The 13,819-nt window shown below is 65.0% G+C and carries 13 protein-coding genes and 1 pseudogene; 10 read left to right on the top strand and 4 right to left on the bottom strand.

Annotation, left to right across the window (positions count from 1 at the left end; all coding sequences use genetic code 11):
* Positions 1 to 48: 48 nt before the first annotated feature.
* The 10 genes from A5788_RS18685 to A5788_RS18640 all read left to right on the top strand — a co-directional run bounded on the left by A5788_RS18685 (position 49) and on the right by A5788_RS18640 (position 9,291).
* Complete coding sequence (locus tag A5788_RS18685) at positions 49 to 1,272, top strand: acetyl-CoA C-acetyltransferase (RefSeq protein ID WP_064870507.1); 1,224 nt, start codon at positions 49 to 51, stop codon at positions 1,270 to 1,272.
* On the top strand, positions 1,269 to 2,045 hold the full coding sequence (gene pcaD / locus A5788_RS18680; protein WP_064870508.1) for a 3-oxoadipate enol-lactonase: 777 nt from the start codon (positions 1,269 to 1,271) through the stop codon (positions 2,043 to 2,045). Before A5788_RS18685 ends, pcaD begins: the two co-directional genes overlap by 4 nt.
* The gene (locus A5788_RS18675; protein ID WP_064870509.1) at positions 2,042 to 2,860 is read left to right on the top strand and encodes a CoA transferase subunit A; all 819 of its coding nucleotides are present in this window, start codon (positions 2,042 to 2,044) and stop codon (positions 2,858 to 2,860) included. The genes pcaD and A5788_RS18675 overlap by 4 nt, the downstream gene beginning before the upstream one ends.
* Positions 2,857 to 3,498: a 3-oxoacid CoA-transferase subunit B gene (locus A5788_RS18670; RefSeq protein ID WP_049697856.1), complete on the top strand. Its 642-nt coding sequence runs from the start codon at positions 2,857 to 2,859 to the stop codon at positions 3,496 to 3,498. Before A5788_RS18675 ends, A5788_RS18670 begins: the two co-directional genes overlap by 4 nt.
* Before the next feature lie 268 nt (positions 3,499 to 3,766).
* A complete protein-coding gene (locus tag A5788_RS18665) occupies positions 3,767 to 4,696 on the top strand; it encodes a LysR family transcriptional regulator (protein ID WP_064870510.1) in 930 nt (309 codons plus the stop codon).
* Positions 4,693 to 5,796, top strand: coding sequence for a mandelate racemase/muconate lactonizing enzyme family protein (locus A5788_RS18660; RefSeq protein WP_064870511.1), 1,104 nt, complete (start codon positions 4,693 to 4,695; stop codon positions 5,794 to 5,796). Before A5788_RS18665 ends, A5788_RS18660 begins: the two co-directional genes overlap by 4 nt.
* Before the next feature lie 13 nt (positions 5,797 to 5,809).
* Positions 5,810 to 6,094: a muconolactone Delta-isomerase gene (catC, locus tag A5788_RS18655; protein WP_064870512.1), complete on the top strand. Its 285-nt coding sequence runs from the start codon at positions 5,810 to 5,812 to the stop codon at positions 6,092 to 6,094.
* Between the two features lie 74 nt (positions 6,095 to 6,168).
* Entirely contained in the window at positions 6,169 to 7,047 is an 879-nt protein-coding gene (gene catA / locus A5788_RS18650; RefSeq protein ID WP_064870513.1) for a catechol 1,2-dioxygenase, read from the top strand.
* Positions 7,048 to 7,112: 65 nt separating this feature from the next.
* Positions 7,113 to 8,708, top strand: a complete 1,596-nt coding sequence (locus tag A5788_RS18645; protein ID WP_064870514.1) for an AAA family ATPase — start codon at positions 7,113 to 7,115, stop codon at positions 8,706 to 8,708.
* 31 nt (positions 8,709 to 8,739) lie between these two features.
* The gene (locus A5788_RS18640) at positions 8,740 to 9,291 is read left to right on the top strand and encodes a hypothetical protein (protein WP_064870515.1); all 552 of its coding nucleotides are present in this window, start codon (positions 8,740 to 8,742) and stop codon (positions 9,289 to 9,291) included.
* A gap of 342 nt (positions 9,292 to 9,633) precedes the next feature.
* Here the strand turns inward: A5788_RS18640 and A5788_RS18635 are convergent, their stop codons facing one another.
* The 4 genes and pseudogenes from A5788_RS18635 to A5788_RS18620 all read right to left on the bottom strand — a co-directional run.
* Positions 9,634 to 10,584, bottom strand: coding sequence for a proline dehydrogenase family protein (locus A5788_RS18635; RefSeq protein WP_064870516.1), 951 nt, complete (start codon positions 10,582 to 10,584; stop codon positions 9,634 to 9,636).
* A gap of 11 nt (positions 10,585 to 10,595) precedes the next feature.
* Positions 10,596 to 12,245 carry an L-glutamate gamma-semialdehyde dehydrogenase gene (gene pruA / locus A5788_RS18630; protein WP_064870517.1) on the bottom strand — a complete coding sequence of 550 codons (1,650 nt, stop codon included), beginning with the start codon at positions 12,243 to 12,245 and terminating at the stop codon, positions 10,596 to 10,598.
* 141 nt (positions 12,246 to 12,386) lie between these two features.
* Positions 12,387 to 13,178, bottom strand: coding sequence for an ABC transporter permease (locus A5788_RS18625; protein ID WP_064870518.1), 792 nt, complete (start codon positions 13,176 to 13,178; stop codon positions 12,387 to 12,389).
* Positions 13,178 to 13,744, bottom strand: a pseudogene (locus A5788_RS18620) (2-aminoethylphosphonate ABC transporter permease subunit); the annotation flags it as partial. The gene A5788_RS18625 and the pseudogene A5788_RS18620, both read right to left, overlap by 1 nt.
* Positions 13,745 to 13,819 lie beyond the last annotated feature (75 nt).

Below are 13,819 nucleotides of genomic sequence, written 5' to 3'. Positions count from 1 at the left end.
CCAAATGAATACTTCTCAATATTGCTCGCAGTTCCTAGTGTTGAAACCATGGACGCCCCCACAGATGTCGTGATCTGCTCGCCGCTGCGCACCCCGGTCGGACGAATGGGAGGTGTCTTCGCGTCGCTGTCGGTTGCCGACCTCGCGACCGGCTTGCTGCGCGAACTGACGACGAGGACAAGTCTGGGTGAGGGCGACTTCGACGACGTGATCCTCGGGCAGGGGTACTCCAATGGCGAGGCGCCGGCGCTGGGCAGGATCGCCGCGCTCGACGCAGGGCTCGGGGTCGGGGTACCGGGTATGCAGGTCGACCGCCGCTGCGGCTCGGGACTGCAGGCGATCCTCAACGGTGCGGCGCAGGTCGCGACCGGAGGAGCGAACCTGGTGATCGCCGGTGGTGCGGAATCCATGTCGAACGTCGAGCACTATGCGCTCGGACTACGCACCGGTGTGCGCGCGGGCGGCGTCGAACTGATGGACCGGCTCGAACGCGGGCGTCTGACAGCGGGAGGCGAGTCGCATCCGGTGCCCGGCGGGATGATCGAGACCGCTGAGAACCTGCGTCGTGAGTACCGAATCGGACGCGACGAGCAGGACGAGTTGGCGGTCCGGTCGCATCACCGTGCGGTCGCCGCACAGCGGGAGGGACGATTCGACGACGAACTCGTTGCCGTCACCGTGCCCGGTCGACGCGGCAAGCCGGACTCGGTGATCGATATTGACGAACATCCCCGCGCCGACGCGAGCGTGGAATCGCTTGCGGGACTGCGCCCTGTGCGCCAACGCATCGACTCTGAGTCCACGGTCACCGCAGGCAACGCATCGGGTCAGAACGACGGCGCCGCGATGTGCATCGTCACGACACGGGCCGAAGCGGAACGTCGAGGTCTCGATCCGATGCTCACCCTGCGGTCGTGGGCGGTCAGCGGATGTGCCCCGGAGACAATGGGTCTCGGGCCCGTCGGTGCCACCGCGGCAGCACTCGGCCGCGCCGACCTCACCCTCGACGACATCGACCTCATCGAACTGAACGAGGCCTTCGCCGCCCAGGTACTCGCAGTGCTCGCTGAGTGGAAGGTCGACGCCGAGGATGATCGCCTGAACCCCAACGGATCCGGCATCTCGCTCGGACATCGCATCGGTGCAACGGGAGGTCGCATCCTTGCCACTGCTGCGTACGAGGCGCGGCGTCGTGATGCCCGGTACGTTCTCGAGACGATGTGCATCGGTGGCGGACAGGGGATCGCGGCGATCTTCGAGGCAACCCGATGAGCGCCGTCGAGGTCAGTGCGCACGTCACGGGCCGAACCGATGCGCCGGTCGTCGTGCTGTCGAATTCGCTTGGCTCCACACATCGAATGTGGGACGCGCAGCTCTCGGCCCTCGAGCAACGCTTCCAGGTGGTGCGCTACGACACACGCGGACATGGTGATTCGCCGGTCCCTACGGGTCCGTACACGATCGACGATCTCGCCGACGACCTCGTCGGTGTGCTCGATCGATTCGACATCGCCTCGGCCCACGTCGTCGGACTCTCCCTCGGCGGCTTGACCGCGATGCGGGTGGCGATTCGCAATCCCGAGCGGGTCGATGCTCTTGCACTCCTGTGCACCGCAGCATGTTTCGCGCCTGCGCAACCTTGGCTTGATCGTGCGGCGACCGTGCGTGCCGACGGTACAGGTGCGATCGCCGATACGATTCTCATGCGCTGGTTCACCGCGGAATACCTTGCCGACGAACGTAATACGGACACGGTCGCGTGGCATCGAGCGATGATCGCAGGCACCTCGGCGGAGGGTTACGCAGCCTGCTGCGAGGCGCTCGCCACCGCGGATGTGCGCGCCGACCTCGGAGCAATCAAGGCGTCGACGCTCGCGATCGCAGGCGCTGATGATCCCGCGACGCCGCCCGATCGTCTCGCCGAGATCGTCGACGCGGTGCCCGACGGACGACTGGAAGTCGTCGGACACGCGGCCCACCTCGCCAATGCGCAACAGCCACAAGAGATCACACCCCTCCTTCTCGACCATCTGGAGCACTCATGACCAACATCGATTCGCCTGCACGGCACAGCAAAGTGGCCGACTCAGCCGCCAGCGCCGTCGCCGACATCCCCGACGGCGCAAGCCTCGCCGTCGGAGGTTTCGGACTCTCGGGCATTCCCAAGTTCCTCATCGACGCCCTGCTCGCGCAGGGAGCGAGTGGGCTGACCATCGTCTCCAACAACTGCGGCGTCGACGGTGCGGGTCTCGGCCTGCTGCTCGAAGCGCGGCGCATCGACAAGGTGATCGCGTCGTACATCGGCGAGAACAAGGAGTTCGGTCGCCAGTTCCTCGCGGGCGAGGTGACCGTCGAACTTACACCGCAGGGCACTCTCGCCGAGCGAATGCGGGCCGGCGGCAGCGGAATCGGCGCCTTCTACACGCCGACCGGGGTGGGAACTCCCGTCGAGGAGGGCGGTCTGCCGTGGCGATACAACTCCGACGGCTCGGTCGCACTCGCGTCGGCTCCGAAGGAGGTGCGAACATTCCACGGGCGGCAGATGGTGCTCGAGGAATCGATCGACACCGACTACGCGTTGATCCGCGCGGCCGTCGTCGACACCGCGGGCAACTGTTGCTTTCACGCAGCCGCACGGAATTTCAATCCGCCCGCCGCGATGGCCGGACGCATCACGATTGTCGAGGCAGAGCGCGTCGTCGAAGTCGGTGAACTCGACCCCGACGAGGTGCACCTGCCCGGAATCTTCGTGCAGCGCGTCGTCGAATTGACGCCGCAGCAGGCCGAAGACAAGGGAATCGAACATCGGACAACCCGGCCGCATCCTGTGGCAGTCGGCGCAGCAGAGGTGGCATCATGACCTGGACCCGTAACGAAATGGCCGCGCGCGCAGCACAAGAGCTGCGACCCGGCGACTACGTCAACCTCGGCATCGGACTTCCGACGCTGATTCCCGACCAGATGCCCGACGACTCGGGGATCACCCTGCATGCCGAGAACGGCATCCTCGGCGTCGGCCCGTTTCCCTACGACGAGGACGTCGATCCGGATCTGATCAACGCGGGCAAACAGACCGTGTCGACGCTGCCCGGCGCGTCGTTCTTCGATTCGGCGACCAGCTTCGCAATGATCCGCGGCGGGCACGTCGACGTCGCCGTACTCGGCGGCATGCAGGTCGCGATGAACGGCGACCTTGCCAACTGGATGGTCCCCGGAGCGATGGTCAAGGGCATCGGCGGCGCGATGGATCTCGTCAACGGCGCGGGTCAGGTCATTGTGCTCATGGAGCACGTCACCAAGAAGGGCGACCCGAAGCTCGTCGCCGCATGTTCGCTACCGCTGACCGGGCGCTCCGTGGTGAGCCGGGTCATCACCGATCTCGGCGTATTCGACGTCGCGGCAGAGGGTTTCGACGTCGTCGAGCTCGCGCCCGGCGTCGAATTCTCCGACGTCGAAGCGAAGACCGGCGCGCCGCTGCGGGCCTTGGCGTCGGCTTAGGTCGGCGGGTTCGGGGTTCGGGGCCCGCGCACTCTTCCGTGTATTTTGCGCTGTCCCGCTTCTATGACCGATTACGCATAGGGCTGTCGCAGCCCTGACCCACGTTCTGATTGATCGATGGCATCGATCAATCACATGAATATGAGTCCTTGTCTTGTATGGATCGGGCTTCTACCGTGGATCTCGAAAGTGGTGGCAGTCACATGGCGCCAGGGGAGTGACTTAGAATTCGCTCCTTCCGAGTAGTCGGCGCGAGAGGAGTGGTGACATGGAGCTACGACACCTGCGGTACTTCGTGGCCGTCGCCGACACGTGTCACTTCGGGCAGGCCGCTGCCACGCTGCACGTCGCGCAGCCCGCGCTGTCGTACGCGATCAGGCAACTCGAAGCAGAGCTCGACGTCACGTTGATGACCAGAACGACTCGCCAGGTCTCACTCACTCCGGCAGGCATCTACCTGCAGGCGGAGGCCAGGCGCATCCTCGGTGACGTCGACGGATGCGTCGACGAGGTACGACGTATCGCCGCCGGACGCAGTGGGTTGGTGCGACTCGGACTGACCGGCATCGGGGCCTTCTCGCATCTGCCCAGGATCGCCCGCGCCGTCAAACAACAGCTCCCGGGCGTCGAGCTCGCGATCTCCGCGGACATGCTGACTCCGACACAGCGCGACGCGCTGGTCGCCTGCGAGATCGACCTCGGACTACTGCGACCGCCGGTGGCCGGTGACGGCATCGAGGTACGCACCATCGACGTCGAGCCGTTGGTCCTCGCCGTGTCCAGTGATCACCGGTTTGCATCCGAACCTGTTGTGGCGCTGCAAGATCTGCGCACCGAACCATTCGTGATGTACGACAGTCGTGACTCTGCGGTCAACGACGCCGTGTTGCGGGCTTGCAGGAGTGCGGATTTCGTTCCGCAGCGGTCGCACGAGGCGTCGGGAACGCCCGTCCTGCTCGCGCTGGTTGCCGCGGGACTCGGCGTCGCGGTACTTCCCGGCTCGGTGCGTGCACTGCAGTCGGCAGGCGTCGTCATCCGCGAACTGGCCGACGCCGGCTCCATCGAAGTAGCGCTCGCATGGCGCACGGATGACACCAATCCACTCGTCGCGACCGTGTCCGAGGTGATTGCGGACGCATTCGGCTTGGCCGAGGCGTTGCCGAGTCCCGAACCCTTTACACAAGGACCACACTCATGAAAATCACTGAGATCGAAGCGATTCCGTTCGCGATCCCGTACACCAAACCACTGCGCTTCGCCTCCGGTGAGGTCCACGCGGCCGAGCACGTACTCGTGCGGGTCCACACCGACGAGGGCATCGTCGGCGTCGCAGAGGCGCCGCCACGACCGTTCACCTACGGCGAGACGCAGGACGGCATCGTCGCAGTCATCGACAAGGTATTTGCCCCGCAGCTCGTTGGTCTGACAGTGCTCGAACGCGAGGTCATCGGCGAACGGCTCGCACGCACCGTCGGCAATCCGACCGCGAAGTCGGCGATCGACATGGCCGTCTGGGACGCACTCGGCAAGATCCTCGGCTACCCGGTCGCCGACCTGCTCGGCGGTTACACCGACCGCATGCGCGTCAGTCACATGCTCGGATTCGACGAACCGTCGGTCATGGTCGCCGAGGCCGCGCGCATGCGAGACACATACGGCATCAACACGTTCAAGGTGAAGGTCGGGCGGCGGCCGGCGTCGCTCGACACCGCGGTGGTCCGCGCACTACGGGAGAGCTTCGGCGAGTCCATCGATCTCTACGTCGACGGCAATCGGGGGTGGTCGGCGTCGGAGTCGATGCGCGCCATGACCGAGATGGCCGACCTCGGCCTGCTCTTTGCCGAAGAGCTCTGTCCTGCAGACGATGTGCAGGGTCGGCGCTGGCTCGTCGAACGTCTCGACGTCCCCTTCATCGCCGACGAATCGGTCCCCGAACCCGCGGACATCACGCGCGAGGTGCTGGGTGGTTCGGCCACGGCGATCAGCATCAAAACGGCCCGAACGGGTTTCACCAGATCGAGGCGGGCGCACCACCTCGCAGAAGGCCTCGGCCTCGAGGTGGTGATGGGCAATCAGATCGACGGACAGCTCGGCACCGCATGCACTCTCGCGTTCGGAACGGCCTTCGAGCTGACGTCGCGGCAGGCCGGTGAGCTCTCGAACTTCCTCGACATGAGCGACGACCTACTCGCCGAGCCGCTGCAGATCTCCGACGGCCTGCTGCATCGCTCCGAAGCGCCGGGTATCGGTGTCGAGATCGATCCCGAAAAACTCACCCACTACCGACTCGACCACTGAGAGAAGACCACCGATGCTCTTCCACGTACGTATGGACGTCAACATTCCCCACGACCTCGCTCCCGATGTCCGGGCCGAGACCGTCGAGCGCGAGAAGGCGTATTCGCAAGAGCTGCAACGCAAAGGCGCATGGCCACATATCTGGCGGATCGTCGGCGAGTACTCCAACTTCTCGATATTCGACGTCGCCGACAACGACGAACTGCACTCCATCCTGTCCGGACTTCCGCTGTTTCCGTACATGACGATCCACGTGACGCCCCTCGCCACCCACCCATCAGATATCGCCGCGGGCTGACCGACCCGCCCGCGGCGCAGCCCCTGGTCACGCAGCACGCAGCACGCAGCCCAAAGTAACAAGGAGTATCCATCATGACGAACACCATCGACGCCAGCTTCAACGAAGAGGTCACCGCGAAGGCCGCCGAATCGGGCGCCAATGCCTCGGCGCGCTTCCGTGAACGCATGGCCACCAGCGGATCTCGCGCAGGCGTCGTCGACACCGAACGGGTCAACTACCTGGCGAGCAAGGCGGTGAAGGCACTCAACGACATCGTCCTCGACGACCGAGTCACCTACGAGGAGTACAACGCACTGAAGGCGTGGCTGATCAGGGTGGGTGAGGACGGCGAATGGCCGCTGTTCCTCGACGTCTGGCTCGAGCACTCGGTCGAAGAGGTTGCCAACGAGCATCGCGAGGGCAGCAAGGGCACCATCGAGGGACCGTACTACATCGAGGGCTCGCCCGAATTGTCATGGAACGGAACCATTCCCATGCGCGACGACGAGCCGGGCACGCCGATGGTGTTCTCCGGACAGGTGCGCGCTGTCGACGGCACACCGCTCTCGGGCGCCAAGCTCGAGCTCTGGCACGCAGACGATCTCGGCTTCTACTCGCAGTTCGCGCCGGGACTGCCGGAGTGGAATCTCCGCGGCACCTGGATCGCCGACGACGAGGGGCACTTCGAGATTCACAGCCTGCAGCCCGCGCCCTATCAGATCCCCACAGACGGTGCATGCGGTCAGCTCATCGAGGCGGCGGGATGGCACGCCTGGCGACCCGCGCATCTGCACTTCAAGGTGAGCGCGCCGGGCTACGAGCTGATCACCACGCAGCTCTACTTCCCAGGTGATCCGCACAACGACGACGACATCGCCTCGGCCGTGAAGCCTGAACTGATGCTCGACCCGCAGCCGGTCGACGGCGGCGTCGCCGTGACGTACGACTTCGTCCTCGATCCCGAGGCCTGAGTCCAGCTTTCAGATCGGGCGTCCGCGTCGTCGGACGCCCGATCGACGACCAGGGAAGGTCGATCATGTTGGTAGCACCGACAACACTCGTCGCCGGTACAACGTCGGACGACCTGGCGCGGGTTCGCGGTCAGGCGTCGTCGTGGCGTTCGCCCGAGATCGCCATCGCAGACCGGGATCTCACCGATTCGGCGCTGAGCGACCTCATCGCGACGGCTGATTCCCTTGGCGAGGACTCGTTCTCGCGTGCCGTCGGCGCGATCGTGTCATCGCGGGTAGGCGACTTCGCGCCGATCCCGCACCTCGACGCCGCCGTCGAGATCTTCCGGACCTTCCTACGACACGAGATGATCGACGGCTGGCTCTACGTCCGCGAGTCCGACGGTTACCTTCATCCGTATCTCGTCATGGACATCACGCTCGAGCATGGTGACCGAACACATGGTCCGCGAATCAAATTCACGATGGAAGCAGACAACGCCACCGTGAAACGGCCCTCACGCAAGCCGCGCGTTCTCTACTTCGAAGACACCGAAGTCGTCGGAAAGACACCCGCGGATGTGCTGCTGGCCGGGGGTGCTTACAAGGAGAGCGACGACCTCAAGGTCGAGTACCAGGCGCGCCGTGACCGCTACCAGCACATCATCGACACCGGTTTCGGACAGCAATACACGTTCAGCGGCAAAGTGATTCGTACCGACGACTATCGCTCACCCAACTCGCGGAACAATCGCAAGGTGGTGCACGACGTCGCACCCGACGAGATCGCACCGCTACGCATGGTCGCCGCGTCGGTACTCTACGACAGCAACCGTTACGGCGGAGACGATTTCGGTCCTGTGCCGGTCACCACGGCCGTGCGGGTATTCGATCTCGGCGCGCAGGACTTCCTCGACGTCAACACCGCCGACCTCGCCGAGTATGTCTACGAGACGCACCTGCAGGACAAACTCGTTCTGCCCGACGATCAACGCGAGCTGCTGAACATCCTCACAACAGACATTTCGGTGTTCACCGGCGACATCATCGGCGGGAAATCGGCCGGTAACGTCATCCTCGCAAAGGGAAGGCCAGGCGTCGGCAAGACACTCACCGCCGAGGTCTATGCCGAGGTCACCGGACGTCCGCTGTACTCGATCCACTCCGGATCACTGGGCATCACAGCCGAATTGGTACGCAAGAACCTCGAAGTGATCTTCGATCGGGCCAAGCGGTGGGACGCGGTCCTCCTGCTGGACGAAGCCGATGTGTTCGTGATGGAGCGCGGACTCGACCTCGCGCAGAATGCCATCGTCGCCGAATTCCTGCGCACCCTGGAGTATTTCGACGGCTTGCTGTTCCTCACCACCAACCGTATCGACGGTGTCGACGAAGCGATCCTCGCCCGCTGTGCGGCGATCATCTCCTACGCGCCGCCCGGACCGAAGGACGCCCGACAGGTCTGGCAGATCCTGGCTGCGGGCAACGACGTCATTCTGGGAGAGGACCTGCTCGACGACCTCGTGGGCGGGTTCCCCGACATCACGCCGCGCGATATCAAGATGCTCCTGCGGCTCGCTCTGCGTATGGCGCGGCATCGTGACGTCGAACTCGACGCATCGGTGTTCGCGAGCAGCGCGGTGTTCCGAGGGCTGACGTACGTGCCGCGTCCGGAGAGATGACCGGTCGATGGGGGCTGCGTAGCCTGGGGGAATGGAGTTCAGGTACGACGTCGAGATCGTGACATTCGTCGTCTCACCTGCGCACGCCTACTTCGGGCGACCGAAGGACGGTCCGGCCGCAGACGTGCCGACCGAGACCCCGTCGAGCGTTGAGATCGTCGCCGACAAGGGGATTCGTGGCGACAGGTTCTTCGGTGTGCGCGCTCATACCGAAGCGGCCGTGACGTTCTTGGCGCTCGAGGCGTGGGAGGCGGCGGCCGGCGACGTCGACCCGGTTGTCGCCCGACGCAACGTGGTGGTGCGGGGCCTCGAACTCGACCCGTTGCGCGGGCGGGAGTTCAGTGTCGACACCGGCGACGGTCCTGTGTGGTTCCGTGGCGGACGTCCGGCGCACCCGTGCGCGTGGATGGACACGATGGCCGGTGAGGGCGCTCGTAAGGCGCTGATCGGTCGCGGCGGCCTGCGGGCGCAGCCGCTGACCTCGGGGACGCTGCGCATGGGCCGGGCGGCGATCGTCACCGACATCGAACTCGACGCCGCCCGCGCCGCCGCGCAGGTCAAGCGCGCGCAGCCGCTGGGGTGAGCCCCGCTGGTCGAGCGGGCCCCACCGCTGGTCGAGCGGGCGCGAGCGTAGCGAGCACCCGAGTCGAGACCACTGCCCCCGCTGGTCGAGCGGGCGTGAGCGGAGCGAGCACACGAGTCGAGACCACTTTGGCTGGCGGGTGATCTCGACAAGCTCGATCAGCGGGTAGAGCTCGATCAGCGAAAACGGCTCGATCATCGGGAGGCCCCCCGCTGGTCGAGCGGGCGCGAGCGGAGCGAGCACCCGAGTCGAGACCACTCTGGCTGGCGGGTGATCTCGACAGGCTCGATCAGCGGGTAGAGCTCGATCGGCGGGAAAGGCTCGATCAGCGGAGGGCCCCCCTCAACCCGACACCAGCGCGCGCAGGAAGAAGCCCAGGTTGCCGGGCTTCTCGGCGAGGCGTCGGACGAAGTAGCCGTACCACTCGTGGCCGTAGGGGATGTAGACGCGGACGGCGTGGCCGGCGGCGGCCAGGCGCTGTTGCTCGTCGGAGCGGATGCCGTAGAGCATCTGGTGTTCCCAGCTGTGCGGCTCCCGGCCGAACTCGATCGCCATCAGCTCGGCCGCTTCGATCATCGTCGGATCATGGCTGGCGACCATCGGATATCCGGTGCCCTTCATCAGGATTCGCAGACATCTCAGATACGCCTCGTCTATCAGTGAGCGCTCGGGATAGGCGACCGACGCGGGCTCGGAGTAGGCGCCCTTGCACAACCGGATGCGAGCGCCGGATGCCGCGAACTCTCGACAGTCGTCCTCGGTGCGACGCAGGTATGCCTGCAAAACTGTTCCCAATTCAGGGTATTCGCCCCGCAGAGTCCTGACGATGTCGAGTCGTTCGTCGACAGTGCCGTGGTCCTCGGCGTCGACCGTGACCAAGACGCCTGCCGCGGCAGCGGCACCACAGATGGTGTGCGCGTTCTCCTCGGCAATTTTTCGACCATGCCGCGGCAGACACTGGCCCAGCGCGGTGAGCTTCAACGACACTTCCAGAGCCCCTGGCGGCGCCTCGAACTGCGACATCCCCTGCAGGAGACTCAGATACGCCGCGACCGTCGCCGACGCTTGAGTCTCGTCGGTGGTGTCCTCGCCGAGGTGGTCGATGGTCACCGACAGTCCGCTGCCGAGTGCGTCGGCGATGGCCACGAGCACCTCGGCTTCCGACTCGCCCGCCACAAAGCGGTCGACGACGCGCTCGGTGACCGGAAGTCGCTGCGACGTCTGCTTGATGCGTTGGCTACCCGCCGCGCGTGTGATCGCCGGGCGCAGAACCGAATCGAAGAGTGCGCTCATGTCATGTCACCTCAGTCCTTCTCGGTGGCATCAGTTGCCATGTGCGGGTAGGCCGAATCTTTCGGCGGTACAAAGGTTTCCTTGATGGTCCGCGTCGACGTCCAGCGCATTAGGTTCGCTTTCGAGCCGGCCTTGTCGTTGGTGCCCGACGCACGTGCCCCACCGAACGGCTGCTGGCCGACGACGGCGCCGGTCGGTTTGTCGTTGATGTAGAAGTTGCCCGCCGCATTACGCAGCAGATTCGACGCCGTCGACACAGCGGTGAGGTCGGTGGCGATGATCGAGCCGGTCAGCGCGTACCGCGCAGTGGAATCGACCATGCGCAGCGTCGATTCGAAGTCGGCGTCGTCGTAGACATGAAGCGACAAGATGGGTCCGAAGTACTCGGTGGAGAAGGCTTCGTCGGTCGGGTCGTCGCCGAGCAGCACCGTCGGCCGGACGAAGTAGCCCTCGGTGTCGTCGCACTGCCCGCCGACCGCGACGGTCATCGACGCGACCGTCTTTGCACGGTCGATCGCAGCGACCTGCTTGTCGAAGGCGCGACGGTCGATCACCGCGCCGCCGAAGTTGGACAGGTCCCGTACATCGCCGTAGGTCAATTCGGCTGCCTCGCTGAGGAAGTCGTCGCCCATGCGATCCCACACCGAGCGCGCGATGTACGCGCGCGATGCAGCCGAGCACTTCTGCCCCTGATACTCGAAGGCGCCGCGAATCAGGGCGGTGCGCAACACATCCGGGTCCGCTGACGAATGCGCGACGATGAAGTCCTTGCCGCCCGTCTCGCCGACGATGCGCGGGTAGTTGCGATAGTCGTTGATGCGGTTGCCGACTTCGCGCCACAGATGCTGGAAGGTTGAGGTCGAGCCGGTGAAGTGGATGCCCGCGAGATTCTCGTCGGCGAGCGCGACGTCGGACATCGCCCGTCCGTCGCCGTTCACCAGATTGATGACGCCGGCCGGGAGTCCGGCTTCTTCGAGGAGCCTCATGGTGATGTGCGCGGCGTACGCCTGTGTCGGAGAGGGCTTCCACACCACGGTGTTGCCCATCAGCATGGGTGCGGTCGGGAGATTGCCTGCGATGGCGGTGAAGTTGAATGGTGTGATGGCGTAGACGAATCCGTCGAGCGGTCGGTGATCGAGGCGATTCCAGACGCCCGGCGACGACATCGGCTGCTCGGCGAGGATCTCTCGCGCGAACTCGACGTTGAACCGCCAGAAATCGACGAGTTCGCACGGTGCGTCGATCTCGGCCTGCTGCACAGTCTTCGACTGCCCGAGCATCGTTGCGGCAGCCAGCTTTTCACGCCACGGTCCGCTGAGCAGGTCTGCCGCGCGCAGGAGGACGGCCGCACGATCGTCGAAAGTGGTGTGCGCCCAGGACTCCTGCGCTGTCATCGCCGCGTCGACGGCGGCACGGGCATCGTCGTGGGTGGCGTTGGTCATCGTGCCGAGCACCTCGTGATGAGAGTGTGGCTGCACGACGTCGAGTCGCTCACCGTCTCCGATGTGCGCCGCACCACCGATGATGTGCGGCAACTCGGCAGGGTCGGCCGACGACTGGCGCGAGAGTTCGTCGACGATCCGTCGACGTTCCGGGGTGCCGGGCGCGTAGGTGTGCACCGGCTCGTTGACTGGGCGTGGGGGAGTGGTGATCGCATCCATGGTCTCAGTCCATCGAGACGGAGACGATTCGGCTATGTCCAATCGGCCAAAGTCAATGCGAACCGTTCGGTGGATTGCACAACGGGGATCGCACAACAGCGTCCGATTGCATGGCAACCGGACGTCCGTTGTGTCAGCCGCCTAGGCCGCTCGCGTGCGGATTCTCCCGAGAACCGTGAGCGCGACCAGCGTCGTCGCCAGGAGCACCGTCGTGCAGGCTGCCGCCGAGAAGACCTGACCACGATCGGAGAGTCCGAAGATGGTCACCGGCAAGGTCTTCCAGGTCGCTGGGTACACCATGACCGTCGCGCCGAGTTCACCCATCGACAGTGCTACTGCGAGACCTGCGGCGGCACCGAGTGCGGGTGTCAGCAGGGGCAGGGTGACCCTTGTCAGGACTCGGAACGGACTGGCGCCCAACGATTCCGCTGCCTGCTTGTACGCGGGGTCGAGTCGTTCCAGCGCAGCGGTGACCGAGCTGAACGCGAAGGCCAGGACGAGCACGGTGTGCGCCACGATCACGATCCAACGGGTGCCGCCCAAGAGCAACGGCTTCGAGTTGAAACTGATCAGCAAACCCAACCCGATGGCGACCGAAGGCACCGCGATCGGTAGGTGGAAGACCGCGTCGGTGAATCGGCGTATCGGCGCGGGTGCCTCCCTGGACGAGAGTGCGGCCCAGGTGCCGAGGACCAGCGCGATGGCGCCTGCGATGAAGGCCGTCTGAATGCTGACCGACAGCGATGCCAGGTTCTCGCCCGAGAGTGCATCCCCGAAATGGTTGAGACCCAGGTTCGACGGCAGTGGGCCCGTCCACGAGCCTGCGAACCCGGCGATGACGACGGTGGCAATCGGTGCGACGAAGACCACGAGTACGACGACCGCGAAGATCGTCCAGGTGACTACCCGGCTGGCGCGAGTCCAGAGCAACATCAGATCTTCTCCCTGCGAGTCGTGATGCGTGCGAACAGCAATCGGTAGGCGCCGTACAGGGCAAGTGACAGTGCGACCTGGACAGTCGCGATCACCGCCGCCCCCGGCAGGTCGAACGTGACGATGCCACGGGTGTAGATCAGGACGGGCAGCGTCGTGACGTCCTTGGCGCCCGTGAAGGCGACGATGCCGAACTCGTTGAGCGTCAACAGCAGAACCAGGCTTCCGCCCGCTGCCAACGCAGGCCACGCTTCGGGAAGTATCACCGAGCGGAGCACCCGCAACGGTGAAGCGCCCAGCGATGCAGCCACATTCAATTGATCGGTCGACATCATCGCGAACGCGGCCAACAGCGGTCGGACGACGAAAGGGGTGAAGAAGGTGATCTCAGCGAGGATCACGCCCCACGGCGTCGTGAGAAAGTGCAGTGGACGTTCTCCGGTCACCGCGGCGATCGCCGAGTTCACCGCTCCCGCAGATCCATACAGAAATGTGAACGCCAGGGTGATGAGAAACGAGGGCAGTGCGAGCACCGTATCGATCATGCGCGCCACCAGGCCCGAACCTAGTGTCGCGTTTCGTTAGTTGGTTTTCGGTTGAGCTTTCTTGAGAATCTCCTCGACCGGTTTCGTCCACACGAA

Origin of the sequence: Gordonia sp. 852002-50816_SCH5313054-c, from assembly GCF_001665925.1 — a bacterium.
GTDB classification, from domain to species: Bacteria; Actinomycetota; Actinomycetes; order Mycobacteriales; family Mycobacteriaceae; genus Gordonia; species Gordonia jacobaea.
This window is presented reverse-complemented; position numbering and strand designations above follow the sequence as displayed.

Excerpts from the sequence above, each read along its gene's own strand:
- pruA (WP_064870517.1), bottom strand. The coding sequence starts at position 12,245 with ATGGATGCGATCACCACTCCCCCACGCCCAGTCAACGAGCCGGTGCAC.
- A5788_RS18640 (WP_064870515.1), top strand. The coding sequence starts at position 8,740 with ATGGAGTTCAGGTACGACGTCGAGATCGTGACATTCGTCGTCTCACCT.
- catC (WP_064870512.1), top strand. The coding sequence starts at position 5,810 with ATGCTCTTCCACGTACGTATGGACGTCAACATTCCCCACGACCTCGCT.
- pcaD (WP_064870508.1), top strand. The coding sequence starts at position 1,269 with ATGAGCGCCGTCGAGGTCAGTGCGCACGTCACGGGCCGAACCGATGCG.
- A5788_RS18675 (WP_064870509.1), top strand. The coding sequence starts at position 2,042 with ATGACCAACATCGATTCGCCTGCACGGCACAGCAAAGTGGCCGACTCA.
- A5788_RS18685 (WP_064870507.1), top strand. The coding sequence starts at position 49 with ATGGACGCCCCCACAGATGTCGTGATCTGCTCGCCGCTGCGCACCCCG.
- A5788_RS18665 (WP_064870510.1), top strand. The coding sequence starts at position 3,767 with ATGGAGCTACGACACCTGCGGTACTTCGTGGCCGTCGCCGACACGTGT.
- A5788_RS18645 (WP_064870514.1), top strand. The coding sequence starts at position 7,113 with ATGTTGGTAGCACCGACAACACTCGTCGCCGGTACAACGTCGGACGAC.
- A5788_RS18625 (WP_064870518.1), bottom strand. The coding sequence starts at position 13,178 with ATGTTGCTCTGGACTCGCGCCAGCCGGGTAGTCACCTGGACGATCTTC.
- catA (WP_064870513.1), top strand. The coding sequence starts at position 6,169 with ATGACGAACACCATCGACGCCAGCTTCAACGAAGAGGTCACCGCGAAG.
- A5788_RS18635 (WP_064870516.1), bottom strand. The coding sequence starts at position 10,584 with ATGAGCGCACTCTTCGATTCGGTTCTGCGCCCGGCGATCACACGCGCG.
- A5788_RS18660 (WP_064870511.1), top strand. The coding sequence starts at position 4,693 with ATGAAAATCACTGAGATCGAAGCGATTCCGTTCGCGATCCCGTACACC.
- A5788_RS18670 (WP_049697856.1), top strand. The coding sequence starts at position 2,857 with ATGACCTGGACCCGTAACGAAATGGCCGCGCGCGCAGCACAAGAGCTG.